Source organism: Vibrio sp. K4 (genome assembly GCF_051122595.1).
GTDB classification, from domain to species: domain Bacteria; phylum Pseudomonadota; class Gammaproteobacteria; order Enterobacterales; family Vibrionaceae; genus Vibrio; species Vibrio owensii.
In genome coordinates this window covers 366,079-384,759 of sequence record NZ_CP178577.1, presented here as the reverse complement: position 1 = coordinate 384,759, position 18,681 = coordinate 366,079, and the positions used below count along the sequence as shown (strand labels likewise).

The following is an 18,681-nucleotide window of genomic DNA, read 5'->3' as shown; positions in this document are numbered from 1 at the left end:
CCAATTACTATTTGTCTTTCAGACGTTTAGTAATTTTAGTCAATTAGTCTAGAGTACGTTTGATTTCAACGACTTCGAATACTTCGATCTGGTCGCCAACGCGAACGTCGTTGTAGTTCTTAACGCCGATACCACACTCGTAGCCATTCTTAACTTCTTGAACGTCATCTTTAAAGCGACGAAGTGACTCTAGTTCACCTTCGTAGATAACAACGTTGTCGCGTAGAACGCGGATTGGGTTGTTACGCTTAATTAGACCTTCAGTAACCATACAACCAGCGATTGCGCCCAGTTTCGGTGACTTAAATACGTCACGTACTTCAGCAAGACCAATGATTTCTTGCTTGAATTCTGGAGCAAGCATACCGCCCATTGCTTGTTTAACTTCGTCAATCAATTGGTAAATGATTGAGTAGTAACGTAGGTCAACGCTTGCTGCTTCAATTGCACGGCGAGCAGATGCATCCGCACGTACGTTAAAGCCAAGGATGATTGCGTTTGAAGCTTCTGCAAGAACTGCGTCAGTCTCAGTAATACCACCAACACCAGAACCAACGATGTTCACTTTAACTTCGTCAGTAGACAGTTTCAGTAGAGAGTCTGCGATTGCTTCTACAGAACCTTGTACGTCAGCTTTCAGTACTACGTTTAGTTCAGCAACTTCACCAGCAGTCATGTTAGAGAACATGTTCTCTAGTTTAGATTTCTGCTGACGAGCAAGTTTCACTTCACGGAACTTACCAGCACGGTAGTTTGCTACTTCACGCGCTTTACGCTCGTCACGTACTACTGTTGCTTCGTCACCTGAAGATGGTACGCCTGAAAGACCTAGGATCTCTACAGGGATAGATGGACCAGCTTCTGTGATTTCTTGACCTAGTTCGTCACGCATTGCACGAACACGACCGTATTCTTGGCCACAAAGAACGATGTCGCCTTTGTTTAGCGTACCTGATTGAACAAGTACTGTTGCAACTGGACCGCGACCTTTATCTAGGCGAGATTCAACAACAACACCAGATGCCATGCCTTCAGCCACAGCGGTAAGTTCAAGAACTTCAGACTGAAGAAGGATTGCTTCTAGAAGACCATCGATGTTTGTACCCTGTTTAGCAGAGATGTGAACGAACATGTTCTCACCGCCCCATTCCTCAGGGATTACGTCGTATTGAGCTAGCTCATTCTTAACGTTGTCTGGGTTCGCGTCTTCTTTATCGATCTTGTTCACAGCAACAATTAGAGGAACGCCTGCCGCTTTCGCGTGCTGGATCGCTTCAACTGTTTGTGGCATTACGCCATCGTCTGCTGCAACTACAAGAACAACGATATCTGTCGCTTGAGCACCACGAGCACGCATTGCAGTAAACGCTGCGTGTCCAGGAGTATCAAGGAACGTGATCATGCCGTTGTCAGTTTCAACGTGGTAAGCACCGATGTGCTGTGTAATACCACCCGCTTCGCCTGAAGCAACGTGTGTACGACGGATGTAGTCAAGTGTTGACGTTTTACCGTGGTCAACGTGACCCATGATAGTTACAACTGGCGCGCGTGGTACTGCTTCTGCGTTTGTATCACGATCAGATAGTACTGCTTCTTCCAGTTCGTTCTCTTTACGAAGAACTACCTTGTGACCCATTTCTTCAGCAACAAGCTGTGCTGTTTCTTGGTCGATCACTTGGTTGATAGTCGCCATAGCGCCCATCTTCATCATTACTTTGATAACTTCTGTCGCTTTAACCGACATCTTGTTAGCAAGTTCAGAAAGAACGATTGTTTCACCGATTACTACGTCTTGTTTTGCTACAGTCGCAGACTTATCGAAACCGTGTTGCATTGAAGTAGGCTTAGCAAGTTTGCCTTTGTTACGGCCTTTGCCACCACGTTGGTTACGACCACCGCGTGATTGCTCTTCTTTTGCTGGCTTCTTCTTCTTACGACGAGCACCGCCTTCTTCTTTACGGTCAGCTGCATCTTCAGCTTCACGAGCGTAACGAGAAGTGGTTACGTGGTAGTCAGAGTTTTCAAGTTCTTTCTTCTTAGACTCTTCTTCAGACCAACGAGCTTCGTTCTCTTCTGCAAGTTTACGAGCTTCTTCAACAAGCTTCGCGGCTTCTTGCTCAGCTTTACGTTGGGCTTCTTCTTCCTGACGACGCTTTAGCTCGTCAGCTTCTTTCTTCGCTTGCGTATTAGCATCCGCATTTTTTGCATTCATGTCTTTCTTAGCCTTTTCAGCTTGTGCGCGTTTTGCCTTTTCTTCAGCTTCACGTTTTGCATCCGCTTCACGTTTCGCTTTCTCATCGGCTTCGCGCTGTGCTTTCTCTGCAGCTTCACGTTTGGCTTGTTCTTCTGCCTCACGCTTCGCAAGCTCTTCAGCTTCACGCTTTGCTGCTTCCTCAGCCTCACGTTTTGCGTCGTCTTCGATAGTGCTGCGCTTCACATATGTGCGCTTCTTACGCACTTCTACTTGAACATCCTTACTTTTGCCGCCACCTGCTGCAACACTTAGCGTGCTACGAGTCTTACGTTGAAGCGTCAGTCTAGTAGGTTCAGATTCGCCCGACTTATCGCCGTGCTCTTTCTTCAGGTGAGAGAGAAGCTTTTGCTTCTCTTCATCCGATACATGGTCAGAACTCGCTTTGTTCATGCCAGCGTCAGCAAGTTGTTCCATTAAGCGGTCGACTGGAGTACCAATCTCTTCACTCAGAGCTTTAACTGTTAATTGTGTCATGCCGCTTCCTCCTTGCTGATATTATGCTTCTTCGCCGAACCAACAGATGTTACGTGCAGCCATGATAAGCTCACCTGCGCGTTCTTCTGTCAGGCCTTCAATACCTTCTAAATCGTCGATACCTTGGTCGGCTAGATCTTTTAGTGTTGCTACACCTTTTGCTGCCAACTTGAATGCCATCTCACGCTCTAGACCTTCAAGGCCTAGTAGGTCTTCAGCAGGCTCTAGACCTTCAAAAGACTCTTCTTGCGCTAGGGCAATTGTCGTTAGTGCGTCTTTCGCACGGCTACGAAGCTCTTCTACAAGCTCTTCGTTTAGGCCGTCTACGTCTAGCAGTTCGTTAACTGGAACGTATGCGATTTCTTCTAGCGTTGAGAAACCTTCTTCAACAAGTAGTTGAGCGAAGTCTTCTTCAATGTCTAGGTACTTCATGAAGTTTTCGATAGACGCTTGAGATTCTTCAGCGTGTTTCTTCTGAAGATCTGCCACAGTCATTACGTTCAGTTCCCAACCAGTTAGTTGAGATGCTAGACGTACGTTTTGACCGTTACGACCGATAGCTTGCGCTAGGTTGTCAGCTTCAACTGCGATGTCCATTGAGTGTGCATCTTCATCAACGATGATAGAAGCAACGTCAGCTGGCGCCATTGCGTTGATAACGAATTGAGCTGGGTTATCGTCCCAAAGAACGATATCGATACGCTCACCACCAAGCTCACCAGATACTGCTTGTACACGTGCACCACGCATACCAACACACGCACCTACAGGGTCGATACGTTTGTCATTTGTTTTAACAGCGATCTTAGCGCGAGAACCTGGATCACGTGCAGCACCTTTAAGCTCGATGATTTCTTCAGCGATTTCTGGTACTTCTACACGGAATAGTTCTGCCAGCATTTCAGGCTTAGAACGTGTAATGAACAGTTGGAAACCACGCGCTTCTGGAGCAACTTTGTACAGAAGACCACGAACACGGTCACCTGGACGGAAGTTTTCACGAGGAAGTTGGTCATCACGTAGGATTACCGCTTCTGCGTTGTTACCTAGATCCATTACAACTGTTTCACGGTTTACTTTCTTAACAACACCAGTGATTAGATCACCTTCGTTGTCGATAAACTGTTCTACGATTTGTGCACGCTCAGCTTCACGTACTTTTTGTACGATAACTTGCTTAGCAGTTTGAGTCGTAATACGGTCAAATGTAACCGATGGGATATCGTCTTCTACGAAATCACCTAGTTGAATGTCTGCATCTTCATACTGTGCAGCTTCTAGAGAGATTTCTTTTGTTGGGTTTTCTACATCTTCTACAACCAACCAACGGCGGAAAGTTTCAAACTCACCCGTTTTACGGTCGATAGCGACACGTACATCGATTTCGATTTCGTATTTTTTCTTTGTAGAAGTTGCTAGAGCAATCTCAAGAGCTTCAAAGATACGCTCACGAGGTACCGCTTTTTCGTTCGATACCGCTTCTGCTACCGCTAAAATTTCTTTACTCATTGTATTTAGCCTCTAAGCTTCAAATTTTTTAGGGAACTAAAATTTAGGGATCAGGTTAGCTTTTGAAATGTTACTTAGAGCAAACTCTTCTTGTTGCCCATCAACAGTAACTGCAATTGTCTCACCATCTACGCTGTGGATAATACCTGCCCACTTACGACGGTTTGCAACAGCCATTTTCAAAACGATGCTGACCTCGTGACCAATAAATTGCTCGTAATGTGCTGCTTTGAAAAGTGGTCTTTCTAAGCCTGGAGAAGAAACTTCTAGGCTGTAAGCAACAGAAATTGGATCTTCAACGTCTAGTACTGCGCTAACCTGATGGCTTACTTCTGCACAAGCGTCTACATTGATGCCATTTTCGTGGTCGATGTAGATACGTAACGTTGAGTGCGCACCCGCACGAATAAATTCTAATCCAACCAACTCATAGCCTGATGCCTCTACTGGAGCTTCAAGCATTTCAGTAAGTTGTCTTTCTAAACCAGTCATTTGAACCACTCCAGAAACAAAAAAAGGGCTCAGAGCCCAATCAAAAAACCAAGCAGTGATCCGAGTTAAATTACAAAAACTCAGATAACAAAAAACCCCGAAAGTCGGGGTTTTATGCTGCTGGACCCTGATACGTTAAGAATAGCCAAAAATTTGCTTTTCTTAACTCACAGTGTGGTTAGCACTGTGCAAACTTGCCAATCGAATCATTCTTTCCAATGAAAGAAGAGATTGGTTGCGGGGGCCGGATTTGAACCGACGACCTTCGGGTTATGAGCCCGACGAGCTACCAAGCTGCTCCACCCCGCGTCCGACTTGCTGAGCATTATACGCTCAACTAAGTGATTTACAAGTTTGTAAATTCATGGTGCCGAGAGAGGGACTCGAACCCTCACACCAAAGGCACTAGCACCTCATGCTAGCGTGTCTACCAATTTCACCATCTCGGCTACATAAACCTTTACAGCTTATTGTGGAATCTCATCACCTGCTGGTGCTGGAACTTCACTTGCTGCATCTTTAACTTGTTCTACAACTGGCTGACCTAGTGTTGGGTCTACCCATTGTGACTCAGTCTTGTGCGTAGACATACGGCCAAGTAACAAGCTAATGATAAAAAATACGGTTGCTAAAATAGCAGTTGTTCGGGTTAAGAAATTACCTGAGCCGCTTGCACCAAACACTGTGTTTGAAGCACCTGCACCGAACGAGGCTCCCATATCTGCGCCTTTACCTTGTTGAATCAACACAAGGCCAATCACACCAAGCGCCGCCAACAGGTAAATCACAAGTAGAACTGAAAACATTTTTTTCCACCTATGTTCCAAATTGTTGAGCCAGCGCCGTTCAAAAACAATAATATTTATTTATGAACAAGGCTAGCGACCTCCTAACGGGAGGCGGAGCAATACTAGCGAAAGCCAGTAACGCTGACAAGGGAAAATTAGCAAAAAGTCAGCGCTAACGCATTAAGCGCTCAAAAAAAGGGCAAAAGATGCCCTTTTCTCTCTCAAAATAGGTTAACGCAATGATTAACAACTTGCTTTTACTGCATCTGCAATTTTAAGCGCAGAGCTTTGAACAAGCTCGGCATCTTCACCTTCAACCATCACTCGGATCAGAGGTTCAGTGCCTGATTTGCGAAGCAGCACGCGACCTTTGTCACCAAGCTCAGCTTCAACCGCTGCTACTGAGTCTAGTACAGCTTGAGCTTCAAGTGGGTTGCTTTCACCAGCAAAGCGCACGTTTTCTAGCACTTGTGGGTAAAGCGTCATCCCTTGAGATAAGTCATGCAGCGACATATCACTGCCAACTACAGAAGCAAGAACTTGCAACGCGGCAACAATTGCATCACCCGTTGTGACTTTGTCTAGCAAGATAACGTGGCCTGAGTTTTCCGCGCCAATCTTCCAGCCTTTCGCAAGTAGCTGCTCCATTACGTAGCGGTCACCTACTGCTGCACGTACAAATGGAATACCTAATTGCTTTAAGCCATTTTCCATACCTAGGTTTGTCATTAGCGTACCAACAACACCACCTTTTAGTTCACCACGACGCAATGCATCGCGTGCGATGATGTAAGCGATTTGGTCACCGTCGATCTTGTTACCTAAATGGTCAACCATGATGATACGGTCACCATCACCATCGAACGCTAGGCCAAGATGAGCTTGCTCTTCTACCACACGCTTTTGTAACGCACGAACGTCAGTCGCGCCCACTTCAGCGTTGATGTTAGTGCCGTTTGGCTCAACACCCATTGCGACAACTTCTGCGCCTAACTCTTTGAATACGTTAGGAGCAATGTGGTAAGTCGCACCGTGTGCACAGTCAACAACAATTTTTAGGTTTGCAAGGCTCAACTCAGAAGGGAAAGTGCTCTTACAAAATTCGATGTAACGACCTGCTGCATCGTTTAGACGAGTCGCTTTACCTAGTTCAGCAGATTCAACACATTCGATGTCTTTGTCTAGCTCAGCTTCAATAGCAAGCTCGATATCATCAGGAAGCTTAGTACCTTCAGACGAGAAGAACTTAATACCGTTGTCGTAGTAAGGGTTGTGAGACGCTGAAATAACGATACCCGCTTCCGCACGGAAGGTTTGCGTTAGGTAAGCAACTGCAGGGGTTGGCATTGGCCCCGTAAAGGTAGCTTTCAGACCAGCTGCTGCAAGACCGGCTTCAAGAGCAGATTCAAGCATGTAACCAGAGATACGCGTATCTTTGCCGATAATAACTTTCTTTGTACCTTGTTTTGCTAGTACACGACCAGCTGCCCAGCCAAGCTTTAGTACGAAATCCGGAGTAATCGGGTATTGACCAACTTTACCGCGCACACCGTCAGTACCAAAATAACGTCTTTTATCAGACATAAAACTTTCCTTAATTCTTTTTGATATTTTTGTTCGTCATCTCAACCACCTTCATTGCTTCAATGGTTTCTTCAAAGTCATGAACTCGAATGATCTGCGCACCTTTCATTGCAGCGATAGTCGCACAGACCACGCTTGCATTAGTACATTCCGCTGCTGGTTTATCCAACAACTTAAAGATCATTGACTTACGCGACATACCAGCAAGTATTGGTAAACCGAATTCATGGAACTTATCGAGATGAGCGAGCATATGATAATTGTGTTCTATGGTTTTGCCAAAGCCAAAACCTGGGTCTAGGATAAGTTGAGACTTATCAATACCCACCGCTTCACAAGCAGCAATGCGTTCTTTGAGAAATTCTGAGACATCTTCCATCAGATCATCATACTGTGGATTTGCCTGCATCGTTCTAGGTTGACCTTTCATGTGCATCAAGCAAATTGGCAATTTAGCTTCTGCTGCTACCTCTAATGCTCCTGGCTCTTGAAGTGCACGAACATCGTTAATGAGGTCAGCACCAGCAGCAACCGCTTGGCGCATCACTTCAGCTTTACTGGTGTCGACAGAAATCCAAACATCGTATTTTTTGCGAATCGCTTTGATAACTGGAATGACGCGTTGTAGTTCTTCCTCGAGCTCAACATCTGGGGCGCCAGGACGCGTCGACTCGCCACCGATATCGATAATACTGACGCCAGCAGCAATCATTTTCTCAGCTTGGGCAAGCGCAAGATCGAGTGAGTTGAACTTACCGCCATCGGAGAAGGAGTCAGGGGTTACATTGAGAATCGCCATGACGTGAGGGCGAGAAAGGTCGAGAGATTTGTTGTTTGCTTTAATAATCATAGCTTTAATAATCACAACATATACAAAAACCCCGAGCTTAACTCGGGGTTTATTATCAAAGGCTACTCTTTATTCAGAGTCTTTCTTTTCTGGCGCTTCGCTTGAAGTCGCTTCTTGAGAAGCAGGTTGCTCTACTGGTTTTGTAGGCTCTTCTGATTTCTCTTCAGCTTTTACTTCAGGTTTCGCTTGAGGCTTATCGTTGTCTTCTGGTTTGTTTGCAGGTTTGTCACCCCAACCAGCAGGCTCACGAATGTCCGTCTTACGCTCCATCAGGTCATCAATCTGGCCAGCATCAATGGTTTCATACTTCATTAGCGCGTCTTTCATCGCATGCATGATATCCATGTTGTCTTGCAAGATTTGTTTCGCACGGTCGTAGTTACGGTCGATGATCTTGCGAACTTCATCATCGATTAGCTTCGCTGTGTCATCAGACATGTGTTTAGTCTGAGTCACACTACGTCCTAGGAACACTTCACCTTCTTCTTCCGCATACAGTAGCGGACCAAGTTTCTCAGAGAAGCCCCACTGCGTAACCATCTTACGAGCGATGTCTGTTGCACGTTCGATATCGTTCGATGCACCTGTCGATACTTTGTCAGCACCGTAGATCAGCTCTTCCGCTAGACGACCACCGTACAAGCTAGAAACCATTGACTCTAGGTGTTGGCGAGACATACTCACACGGTCTTGCTCAGGTAGGTACATAGTCACACCCAACGCACGACCACGTGGAATGATAGACACTTTGTACACTGGATCGTGTTCAGGAACCAAGCGACCAACAATTGCGTGCCCTGCTTCGTGGTATGCTGTTGATTCTTTCACTTCCTCAGACATCACCATTGAACGGCGCTCTGCACCCATCATGATTTTGTCTTTAGCCAGTTCAAACTCAACCATAGAAACGTTGCGCTTGTTGCCGCGTGCAGCAAATAGAGCCGCTTCGTTAACTAAGTTTGCTAGGTCTGCACCAGAGAAACCCGGAGTACCACGTGCAATTAGAGATGGCTCTACGTCACCCGCTAGAGGCACTTTACGCATGTGTACTTTAAGAATTTGCTCACGACCACGTACGTCTGGAAGACCAACAACGACTTGGCGGTCAAAACGGCCAGGACGCAATAGCGCAGGGTCAAGTACGTCAGGACGGTTAGTCGCAGCGATAACAATGATACCTTCGTTACCTTCAAAACCATCCATCTCTACAAGCATTTGGTTTAGTGTTTGTTCACGTTCATCGTGACCACCACCAACACCTGCACCACGTTGACGACCAACCGCATCGATCTCATCGATAAAGATGATACAAGGTGCCGCTTTCTTCGCTTGTTCAAACATGTCACGTACACGAGATGCACCAACACCTACGAACATTTCTACGAAGTCAGAACCAGAGATAGTAAAGAATGGTACTTTTGCTTCACCAGCAATGGCTTTCGCTAGTAGCGTTTTACCAGTACCAGGAGGACCAACCATTAATACACCTGTTGGAATCTTACCGCCCAGTTTTTGGAAGCGGCTTGGATCACGCAGGTAGTCCACCAATTCTTTTACGTCTTCTTTTGCTTCGTCACAGCCTGCAACGTCCGCAAAAGTTGTCTTGATCTGCTCTTCGCTCATCATACGAGCTTTGCTCTTACCGAAAGACATAGCGCCTTTACCGCCGCCGCCTTGCATTTGACGCATGAAGAAAATCCATACACCAATCAATAAGATCATTGGGAACCAAGAAATGAAAATAGTGCCTAGCAGGCTTTGCTCTTCAGGAGGCGTACCTTGCACTTTCACGTTTTGATTAATTAGGTCATCTAGAAGCTTTTGGTCATACACAGGCATGTAAGTGACCATTTTGGCACCGCCGCCGCGACGAACAAAGCTAATCTCACCGTCTTTAAAAGTTGCTTCTTGAATCTGGCCTTGGCCAACTTCCTGTACAAACGTGGTGTAATCCACGGTTCTGCCATTGCTCTCTCCAGGGCCAAAGCTCTGGAATACCGACATCAATACGACAGCGATAACAAGCCACAGAATTAAATTTTTTGCCATGTCACTCAAGGTGTCAGCCTCTCGATAACTAATTGTAATTAAAGGTAGGGTACTACAGTTCATTTCCTGTAGCTATAGTGTTAACCATGCTCTAAACGAGCGAAATAGTTAACCTTTGTAACCAGTGGCTACAACGAAGACTTCTCGGGAGCGAGCTCGCGATGAGTCTGGTTTTCTGATTTTTACGACTTTAAACATGTCTCGGACTTCTTTCACAAATTGATCGAAGCCTTCACCCTGGAAAACCTTTACGACAAAGCTACCATTAGGTGCTAGAACTTGTCGACACATATCTAAAGCCAATTCAACTAAATACATAGCTCGTGGCTGATCTACAGAGTTATTACCAGCGATGTTAGGAGCCATATCAGACATTACTACGTCAACCATCGAAGGTTGGATTCTTTCTAATAGAGCATCTAAAACCGCCTCGTCACGAAAGTCACCTTGCAGGAAGCTTACACCAGCGATTGGATCCATAGGCAGTAAGTCACACGCAATGATTTGACCCTCTTCACCTATTATCTTAGCAGCATATTGAGACCATCCACCTGGAGCTGCACCTAAATCGACGACAGTCATCCCAGATTTCAACAATTTATCTTTCGTTTGGATCTCTTCGATTTTGAAGTAAGCACGAGAACGGTAGCCTTTTTTACGAGCTTCGTTTGCGTATTTATCATCAAAGTGTTCTTTCAACCAACGACCAGAACTAGCCGAATGTTTTTGTTTACTCATTTTAATCCCAACAAGGCGTAATTAGGAGCTATTGTTTTAATAGGCTCAACCTATTACTCAATAAATTATAGTCTTCAGCAATAGATGGCGTTAAAATAGCTTTTTTCAACCCTTATTTTAAAGAAAATTGGCCGCGTAATGAACCTAAGCACCAAACAAAAGCAGCACCTAAAAGGCCTGGCTCACAGTTTAAAACCTGTTGTGCTAATGGGCGCAAATGGACTTACAGAAGCCGTGCTAGCAGAAATTGAAATCGCTCTTGACCACCACGAACTGATCAAAATTAAAGTTGCATCAGAAGACCGTGAGACAAAACAGCTGATCATCGACGCTATCGTACGTGAGACGGGCGCTGAAAAAGTTCAGACAATTGGTAAAGTACTTGTGCTATACCGCCAGTCTGAAGAGCGTAAAATCGAAATCCCACGTAAGTAATCCCTACTTACGCAGAGGAAGAAGAAAAGGTCGCCATGGGCGACCTTTTTTGCATCTACTATTTAAGCCTAATTAAAACAGACTGGTTTTAATTAGATATATTCAACGCTATCGATTTCGAAGTCTTTCGCACCGCCTGGGGTTTGAATAACGACTTCGTCACCTTCCATCTTACCGATCAAGCCACGTGCGATTGGAGAACTGATTGAAATGCGGCCGGCTTTGATATCTGCTTCATCGTCACCAACGATTTGGTACGTTTTCTCTTCTTCTGTATCACAGTCAATTAGAGTAACCGTTGAACCAAAAATCACTTTACCAGTGTTGTCCATCGTTGTTACGTCAATGACTTGAGCTACAGATAGCTTGTATTCAATGTCACGGATTTGTGCTTCACAGATACCCTGCTCTTCACGAGCTGCGTGGTATTCTGCGTTTTCCTTCAAGTCGCCTAGTTCACGCGCTTCTGCGATTGCTTCTGAAATTTGTGGGCGAAGCTTTAGTAGACGATCTAGCTCAGTACGTAGCAATTGTTCGCCACGCAGTGTCATTGGAACTTTTTCCATTATATAACCTCAAGGCCAAAGGTGTCTTTGGACAAAAAAAGCCCACCCAATCATGGTGACTGGGTAGTACGTTCAAAGATTCTGTTTTGATTAGTTTAAACAAACTAGGGTATGAAATCACCCTAATTCGATTTTGCTGCTTAGTTGTGTGGTTAATAACACGCCATCAATTGTTTTTAGATTTAACCATCATCGCAATTTATTGAAAAACAACACTGTTCATTACATAAAAAACCTCAAGAAAGATAAAAACAAATCAATGTCAGACCAATGTCATGCCAACATAAAGCATTAAAATACAATCACTTGAGGCAACCAACAATATAATTGAACACTGTTCATTAGTTGGATTTATATCATTTTACTAACTCATAAGGAAACTTTAGCAGTAAAACATGTCCGGCAAGTTGTTACGTCATAGCTTTTTCGAATGTGGGCGATTCTCACGAGTGAAACTATACGCACAACAACAACTTGTGAGAGATAACCTCTCCCCCATAAAACAATGATTATGGACAGCTAACTAGGACAAATAAGATGAAAAAGACTCTAATTGCTCTTTCTGTATCTGCAGCAGCTATGGCAACTGGCGTTAACGCAGCTGAGCTTTACAACCAAGACGGCACTTCTCTAGAAATGGGCGGCCGTGCTGAAGCACGTCTATCTATGAAAGATGGCGACGTAGCGGACAACTCTCGTATCCGTCTAAACTTCCTTGGTACTCAAGCAATCAACGACAACCTATACGGTGTTGGTTTCTGGGAAGGTGAGTTCACTACAGCTGAAAACGGCGGCGTAGACGGCAACAGCAATCTAGACACTCGTTACGCATACGCTGGTCTAGGCGGTGCTTTCGGTGAAATGACTTACGGTAAAAACGACGGTGCGCTAGGCGTTATTACTGACTTCACAGATATCATGGCTTACCACGGTAACTCTGCTGCTGACAAACTAGCTGCAGCTGACCGTTCTGACAACATGTTCTCTTACAAAGGCCAATTCGAAAACCTAGCTGTTAAAGCTAGCTACCGTTTTGCTGACCGTGAAGAAGTAAACGGCGAATACAAAGACAACGGCGAAGATGGCTACTCTCTATCTGCAATCTACACTCTAGGCGACACTGGTCTTGACCTAGGTGCTGGTTACGCAGACCAAGCTGACGCTAACGAATACATGCTTGCTGCTTCTTACACTATGAGCGACCTATACTTCGCTGGTGTATTCACTGACGGCGAAAAAGAAGCTGACTTCAAGAACACTGTAGACTACACAGGTTACGAACTAGCGGGTGCTTACACTCTAGGTCAAACTGTGTTCACTTCTACATACAACAACGCAGAGACAAACGGCGAAACTTCAGCAAACAACTTCGCTGTAGACGCGTCTTACTACTTCAAGCCTAACTTCCGTGGCTACGTATCGTACAACTTCAACCTAATTGATGCTGGCGATTCAATGGGCTCAACTACTGCTTCTAACTACAAAGCTACTAAAGCTGATGCAGAAGACGAGCTAGCTCTAGGTCTACGTTACGACTTCTAATTAAGTCTTAAGACTTGAAGATAAAATGCTCGCACTATGCGGGCATTTTTTATATCCAGAATTCTGCGATTTTTCGGTATATACTCAATTGCATAACTAACCTCACGAACTGTCACTATGCGCTTACCTTGGTCTTTATTACTTTTTTCTAGTCTCGCCCCACTCACATCAATGGCTTATCCTCATCAAGAGGTTTTGCCAGAAGGTTCTCGTGTCAGCTTGATTGCTGAAAAGCTCAACGACCAAAGCGAGCTAACTGGTATTCACCCAACCGATCAGTATTTCCCACCAGCCAGCACCTTAAAAGTGGTCACGGCTTTAGCGGCAAAACTTGAACTGGGGAATAGCTTCGCATTTCGTACCACATTAGAAAGCTCGAGCTCAGATGCTGTACTTACCTTCTCTGGCGACCCAACCCTGCTCACTCAAGATCTAAAAACGATGCTGACGCGAGCAAAGAAAAATGGACTAAGCCAAATTAAAGGCGATCTTTGGTTAGATAATAGCGCCTTTACTGGGTACAACCGCGCTGTAGGCTGGCCATGGGATATTCTGGGGGTTTGTTATAGCGCGCCAGCGTCCGCAATCACTCTAAACGACAACTGTGTTCAAGCTTCCATCTACACTAAGAAAAACGGCTCAACACGGGTTTATGTCCCTGAACATCAACCAATTAATGTCAGCACGAGTGTAAAAACCGTCTCTAGAAGCGTTCAGAAGAGCCGTCACTGTGATTTAGACCTTATTGCTAACCCAGACAACAAATATGAACTAACCGGCTGTCTGGTCGACCGTGGCGACAAGCCCCTTCCTCTTAAATTCGCCGTGCAAGATCCTGAGCGCTACACCAGCCAAAAAGTGCAAAAACTCCTCAAACAAGTTGGCATTTCATTAAAAGGGAATGTCCTTATTGGTAAAGCTCCGGAAAAGCAGCGTAAATTGCTTGCTGTGCACAAATCTAAACCGTTACCGCAATTATTGGATCAGATGCTCAAACGCTCAGACAACTTGATTGCTGATACGTTGACTAAAACACTTGGCGCGAAGTTTTTTGTTCAACCGGGAAGCTTTACTAATGGCACAGAAGCCATCAAACAGATCATCTTTGCCAATACAGGTATCGATATTCGTAATGCAAGATTAGAAGACGGCTCTGGCTTATCACGCAACAACCGAATTTCAGCCACTTCTATGGCGGCTATTTTGCGTTACATTTGGCAGCATGAGAAGGAACTTAACCTGATCGCAATCATGCCTAAGTCTGGTGAGTCAGGGACCTTGCAATACCGCAAAAGTATGCGTAAGGCGCCAATTAAAGGACAATTGATTGCGAAGAGCGGTTCACTTTACGGAACCTACAACATGGCTGGGTATGGATTAGATAAGAATGGCAAACCAAACACGGTCTTTGTTCAATTTGTCTCGGACTATTTCCCAGAAAAAAGGGACGATAACAAACCTGTTGTCGCCCCTATTACTCAGTTTGAGAAATTGTTCTACCAAGACATTGTGAGCTTTAGTCAGGCAATGCCTAAGAAGTAGTTCACCACAGTAAAGTAGATCCACATCCCTGATATATCGACAATCGATGCTAAAACTGGGCTCACCAATACGGCTGGGTCCAGTTTACAAGCTCGAGCAATAATAGGCAGTAATCCGCCTAGCGTGGTTGAAATGGTCACCTGAATAAACAACGCGACGGCAATCGCCAACGCGATATCCTCAAGCGCAAAGCCTCCTGTCGATTGCCCACCACTAAATAGCATGATGCGACCTACCATAACGATAGCAATTGCTAACGCGATAAACAAAGCGACGCGGCTTTCTTTCCATAGCACTTCCAACCATTGTCGCTTCTTAAGCTCACCTGTTGCTAGAGCTCGAATCACCAAGGTTGCTGCTTGCGTTCCTGTATTACCACCAGCAGCCGCGATAACCGGCATGTAAACCGCTAGCAATACAAGCTGGCTCAATGTGTCTTCATACTGAGCGATGATTAAGCCAGACACAATTCCGAGCAGCGCAAGCGCAATGATCCAGCCAATACGCTGTTTCACATGCCCCAGCACGCTCGTAGAAAGATAACCGTCTGGCGTATCAACCTCAGACATGTGCAGACCTAATTGGTGAGCATAATGACGCGCACGTTTGTCATGTCCTGCTTGTTCAAGTTGAGCGATCAGGCTATTCACATAACCTACCGAGCAATGCTGCAAAATACCCACCGCCTCATCAATAGGCATAACCGTGAGTAAATGCAGTTGTTGCTCTTGCTCGTATCGCAAAAAAGCATTACGAGCGGCACCAATTTCTACTTCTGAGAAGTTTGGTGTTGTTTCAATAAAAGTGTTGTTCATTACCGTCATGGCGAATCTCCCGATTGGCATTGGTAACGACCATCGACAACGCGCGCAAATAGCCTTAGGCACAATCCATTACGTGTATTAGAAACACTGGATGCACGAAAACATCAATGCAAAAGCACTGTCTATTCAGAATTTATGAAGGGAAATAACAAGAAGGAAAAATTAGAAAAGATGCCTCACCACTCAGGTAAGGCGGAGATCGCCAATACCGAAGCGGGTTATTTCGCTCCCTTAATCTTACTCACCCAGCAACTGGGAGGATGGTCGGTATTGTTCATGTAAATCTCCGATAAAGCTACTCATCTAGCAGCGCGCGTATAGTAGCAAAAACGAGTCACTTTTACAGTCAATCTCTTGCGGATTCGCCAAATTTTCATACAAAAAAAGCGCCCAGTAGGCGCTTTCATTTTGAACAGTTATTGATTACTTAATAGTAATTCGTGCGAATTTACGTTTACCAACTTGGAATACGTAAGTACCTGCTTCAGGTGCAAACTTCGCATCAGCAACTTTCTCGCCTTCGATCTTAGCTGCGCCTTGCTTAACCATGCGCATTGCTTCAGAAGTTGAAGCACATAGACCGGCTTCTTTCAGTAGGTTTGCTACTGGTGTACCCGCTTCAAAATCAAACTCAGGCATTTCATCTGGAATTTGGTTCTTAGCAAAACGGTTCACGAATTCTTGCTCTGCCGCATCGGCATCCGCTTCACTATGGAAACGAGCAATGATTTCTTTCGCTAGCAGTACTTTGATATCGCGAGGGTTCTTACCTGCTTCTACGTCAGCTTTGAACTGTGCAATTTCTTCCAATGGACGGAAAGACAGTAGCTCGTAGTAGCTCCACATTAGATCGTCAGAGATAGACATGATCTTACCAAACATTTCGCTTGGCGCTTCGCTGATACCAATGTAGTTGCCTGAAGATTTAGACATCTTCTTCTCGCCATCTAGACCAACTAGAAGAGGCATCATCAGTACAACTTGAGGTTTTTGACCGTGAGATTTTTGCAGCTCACGCCCCATTAGCAGGTTGAATTTTTGGTCAGTACCACCAAGTTCAACGTCCGTTTCCATTGCTACTGAGTCCCAACCTTGAAGTAGCGGGTACATGAACTCGTGGATAGCGATTGGTTGACCACCAGCGTAACGCTTTTTAAAGTCATCACGTTCTAGCATACGAGCAACAGTTTGGTTCGCAGCAAGACGAATCATGCCTTCTGCGCCAAGCTCAGATAACCACTCAGAGTTGAACTGAATTTTTGTCTTAGCTGGATCTAGGATTTTGAACACCTGCTCTTTGTACGTTTCAGCGTTGCGTAGAACGTCTTCACGACTTAGTGGTGGACGAGTTGTGTTCTTACCTGTTGGGTCACCAACCATCGCAGTGAAGTCACCGATTAGGAACGTCACTTCATGACCTAGTTCTTGGAACAAGCGAAGCTTATTGAAAATAACCGTATGGCCTAGGTGAATGTCAGGTGCTGTTGGATCGGCGCCCAATTTAATACGTAGAGGACGACCTTCTTTTAGTTTTGCGATCAGCTCTTCTTCTGGAATCAGCTCTTCAACACCGCGCTTAATCTCGGCTAATGCAGCTTCAATGCTCGCCATTCTTGTTCACTCCCACAGATTTGGCAAAAATATAATAGCTGAACATCTTACTTGAATAGCGATGCATTTTGAAACACGTTAGACTAGGTAGTTGTCAATTTTTACGTTTAATTTAGTAATCAAGTACCTCATGCATTCGATTTTTGTCCGACTACCACTCTTGCACAAAGTACTGATCGGTTTTTTTAGTGCGCTTATCATTGTCGCGCTGTTTTTCTTACCCGATCCGCAAGACCTCGATCCGCAGCAAAGCCGACTCAAAGTTGGTGAGCATTATTCGGTACCGATTTCCGTAGAATCACCCGAGCGCAGCACTTCTTCTAACCTCCCTTCTGTTTTGCGCTGGGAAACGTATAAAGTCAAAAATGGTGAGAGTGCTGCGGTTCTGTTTCAGCGCGTTGGTCTATCTCCTCGCCTTTTGCATGAACTGATTACTTCCGATAAAGAAATCAAACAACAGCTCACTCGACTTCGTCCTGGCGATAGACTCCAGTTTGGCTTTGATGAAAACAACGACTTTATTCAACTTAAACGTACACTCAATGCCTTCGAAACTTTCCGTATCAAACTGCAAGGCAGCAAATACATTTCTGAAGTGGACAAGAAAGAAGTCGATTACCAATTCAACTACGCAGAAGCGACCATCAAATCCAACTTCTGGAATGCAGGCATCTCATCAGGCTTGAATGCGAACCAAATCATGGAATTAGCCGGCATCTTTGGCTGGGACATCGACTTTGCTTTGGACATTCGTAAAAACGACACCTTCCGCGTGCTTTATCAAGAAGAAGTCGTCGAAGGCGAAGTCATTGGGCGTGGCAAGATTATCGCCGCGGTCTTTAAAAACCAAGGTGATACCTTCACTGCGATTTTAGATGAGAAGAGTGGTAAGTACTTCGATGAAAATGGTCGAGCGATGAAGAAAGCGTTCTTGCGCGCTCCTCTGGATTTCCGCCGTGTGAGCTCTAACTTTAACCCTCGTCGTTTACACCCAGTAACAGGCAGAGTTCGTCCTCACCGAGGCACCGATTACGCTGCACCAGTTGGTACGCCAATTTGGGCAGCTGGTAATGGTGTGGTACAAAAGTCAGCTTATAACAAATTCAACGGCAACTACGTGTTTATCAAACACAGCAACACCTACATCACTAAGTATCTGCACTTGACGAAACGCACAGTGAAAACAGGGCAACGAGTGAAACAAGGGCAAACCATCGGTACTTTAGGCGGTACTGGCCGTGTAACCGGTCCACACCTGCACTACGAGTTCTTGGTTAACGGTGTTCATAAGAACCCAAGAACCGTGAAGCTGCCGCAATCGAAGTCCTTGACGGGTAAAGCGAAGCAAACCTTCATGGCGAATGCAAAAATCAGCATGGCGAAGCTGGATCGCTACAGTAAGTTACTCGCGATGAAGTAAAAA

The 18,681-nt window shown here is 45.2% G+C and carries 15 protein-coding genes and 2 tRNA genes; 4 read left to right on the top strand and 13 right to left on the bottom strand.

The window, feature by feature from the left end; translation table 11 throughout:
- Positions 1-43: 43 nt before the first annotated feature.
- The 10 genes from infB to rlmE form a co-directional block, all read right to left on the bottom strand.
- A complete protein-coding gene (gene infB, locus ACLIIY_RS01845; RefSeq protein WP_009707526.1) occupies positions 44-2,728 on the bottom strand; it encodes a translation initiation factor IF-2 in 2,685 nt (894 codons plus the stop codon).
- A gap of 21 nt (positions 2,729-2,749) precedes the next feature.
- A complete protein-coding gene (gene nusA, locus ACLIIY_RS01840; protein ID WP_434528036.1) occupies positions 2,750-4,237 on the bottom strand; it encodes a transcription termination factor NusA in 1,488 nt (495 codons plus the stop codon).
- A gap of 36 nt (positions 4,238-4,273) precedes the next feature.
- Positions 4,274-4,729, bottom strand: coding sequence for a ribosome maturation factor RimP (rimP, locus tag ACLIIY_RS01835; RefSeq protein ID WP_005439455.1), 456 nt, complete (start codon positions 4,727-4,729; stop codon positions 4,274-4,276).
- A 232-nt stretch (positions 4,730-4,961) separates the two neighbouring features.
- Positions 4,962-5,038: transfer RNA gene (locus ACLIIY_RS01830), tRNA-Met, on the bottom strand.
- A gap of 56 nt (positions 5,039-5,094) precedes the next feature.
- Positions 5,095-5,178, bottom strand: a tRNA-Leu gene (locus ACLIIY_RS01825).
- Positions 5,179-5,196: 18 nt separating this feature from the next.
- Positions 5,197-5,535, bottom strand: coding sequence for a preprotein translocase subunit SecG (secG, locus tag ACLIIY_RS01820; RefSeq protein WP_005439454.1), 339 nt, complete (start codon positions 5,533-5,535; stop codon positions 5,197-5,199).
- A gap of 225 nt (positions 5,536-5,760) precedes the next feature.
- Positions 5,761-7,101 carry a phosphoglucosamine mutase gene (glmM, locus tag ACLIIY_RS01815; RefSeq protein WP_122067033.1) on the bottom strand — a complete coding sequence of 447 codons (1,341 nt, stop codon included), beginning with the start codon at positions 7,099-7,101 and terminating at the stop codon, positions 5,761-5,763.
- A gap of 10 nt (positions 7,102-7,111) precedes the next feature.
- Positions 7,112-7,951 (bottom strand): dihydropteroate synthase, encoded by an 840-nt coding sequence (gene folP, locus ACLIIY_RS01810; RefSeq protein WP_054824029.1) that lies wholly within the window; start codon positions 7,949-7,951, stop codon positions 7,112-7,114.
- A gap of 69 nt (positions 7,952-8,020) precedes the next feature.
- On the bottom strand, positions 8,021-10,000 hold the full coding sequence (ftsH, locus tag ACLIIY_RS01805; protein WP_009707529.1) for an ATP-dependent zinc metalloprotease FtsH: 1,980 nt from the start codon (positions 9,998-10,000) through the stop codon (positions 8,021-8,023).
- 108 nt (positions 10,001-10,108) lie between these two features.
- Positions 10,109-10,738 (bottom strand): 23S rRNA (uridine(2552)-2'-O)-methyltransferase RlmE, encoded by a 630-nt coding sequence (rlmE, locus tag ACLIIY_RS01800; protein WP_005439450.1) that lies wholly within the window; start codon positions 10,736-10,738, stop codon positions 10,109-10,111.
- 138 nt (positions 10,739-10,876) lie between these two features.
- Between rlmE and yhbY the strand changes: the two genes are divergently transcribed.
- Positions 10,877-11,173 (top strand): ribosome assembly RNA-binding protein YhbY, encoded by a 297-nt coding sequence (gene yhbY, locus ACLIIY_RS01795; RefSeq protein WP_005425257.1) that lies wholly within the window; start codon positions 10,877-10,879, stop codon positions 11,171-11,173.
- Between the two features lie 92 nt (positions 11,174-11,265).
- Here the strand turns inward: yhbY and greA are convergent, their stop codons facing one another.
- Positions 11,266-11,739, bottom strand: a complete 474-nt coding sequence (gene greA, locus ACLIIY_RS01790) for a transcription elongation factor GreA (protein ID WP_005439449.1) — start codon at positions 11,737-11,739, stop codon at positions 11,266-11,268.
- Positions 11,740-12,276: 537 nt separating this feature from the next.
- On the opposite strand from greA, the gene ACLIIY_RS01785 reads away from it, so the two are divergent.
- Both ACLIIY_RS01785 and dacB read left to right on the top strand, forming a co-directional pair.
- Complete coding sequence (locus tag ACLIIY_RS01785) at positions 12,277-13,281, top strand: porin (RefSeq protein WP_009707530.1); 1,005 nt, start codon at positions 12,277-12,279, stop codon at positions 13,279-13,281.
- A gap of 117 nt (positions 13,282-13,398) precedes the next feature.
- Complete coding sequence (gene dacB, locus ACLIIY_RS01780; RefSeq protein WP_045418513.1) at positions 13,399-14,823, top strand: serine-type D-Ala-D-Ala carboxypeptidase; 1,425 nt, start codon at positions 13,399-13,401, stop codon at positions 14,821-14,823.
- Here dacB and ACLIIY_RS01775 read toward each other — a convergent pair.
- On the bottom strand, positions 14,802-15,647 hold the full coding sequence (locus tag ACLIIY_RS01775) for a magnesium transporter (RefSeq protein WP_041058704.1): 846 nt from the start codon (positions 15,645-15,647) through the stop codon (positions 14,802-14,804). The genes dacB and ACLIIY_RS01775 overlap by 22 nt on opposite strands.
- Positions 15,648-16,070: 423 nt before the next feature.
- Positions 16,071-17,258, bottom strand: coding sequence for a tyrosine--tRNA ligase (gene tyrS / locus ACLIIY_RS01770; RefSeq protein WP_005439437.1), 1,188 nt, complete (start codon positions 17,256-17,258; stop codon positions 16,071-16,073).
- A gap of 130 nt (positions 17,259-17,388) precedes the next feature.
- Here tyrS and ACLIIY_RS01765 point away from each other — a divergent pair, with 130 nt between their 5' ends.
- A complete protein-coding gene (locus tag ACLIIY_RS01765; RefSeq protein WP_180824590.1) occupies positions 17,389-18,678 on the top strand; it encodes a peptidoglycan DD-metalloendopeptidase family protein in 1,290 nt (429 codons plus the stop codon).
- Positions 18,679-18,681: the final 3 nt, after the last annotated feature.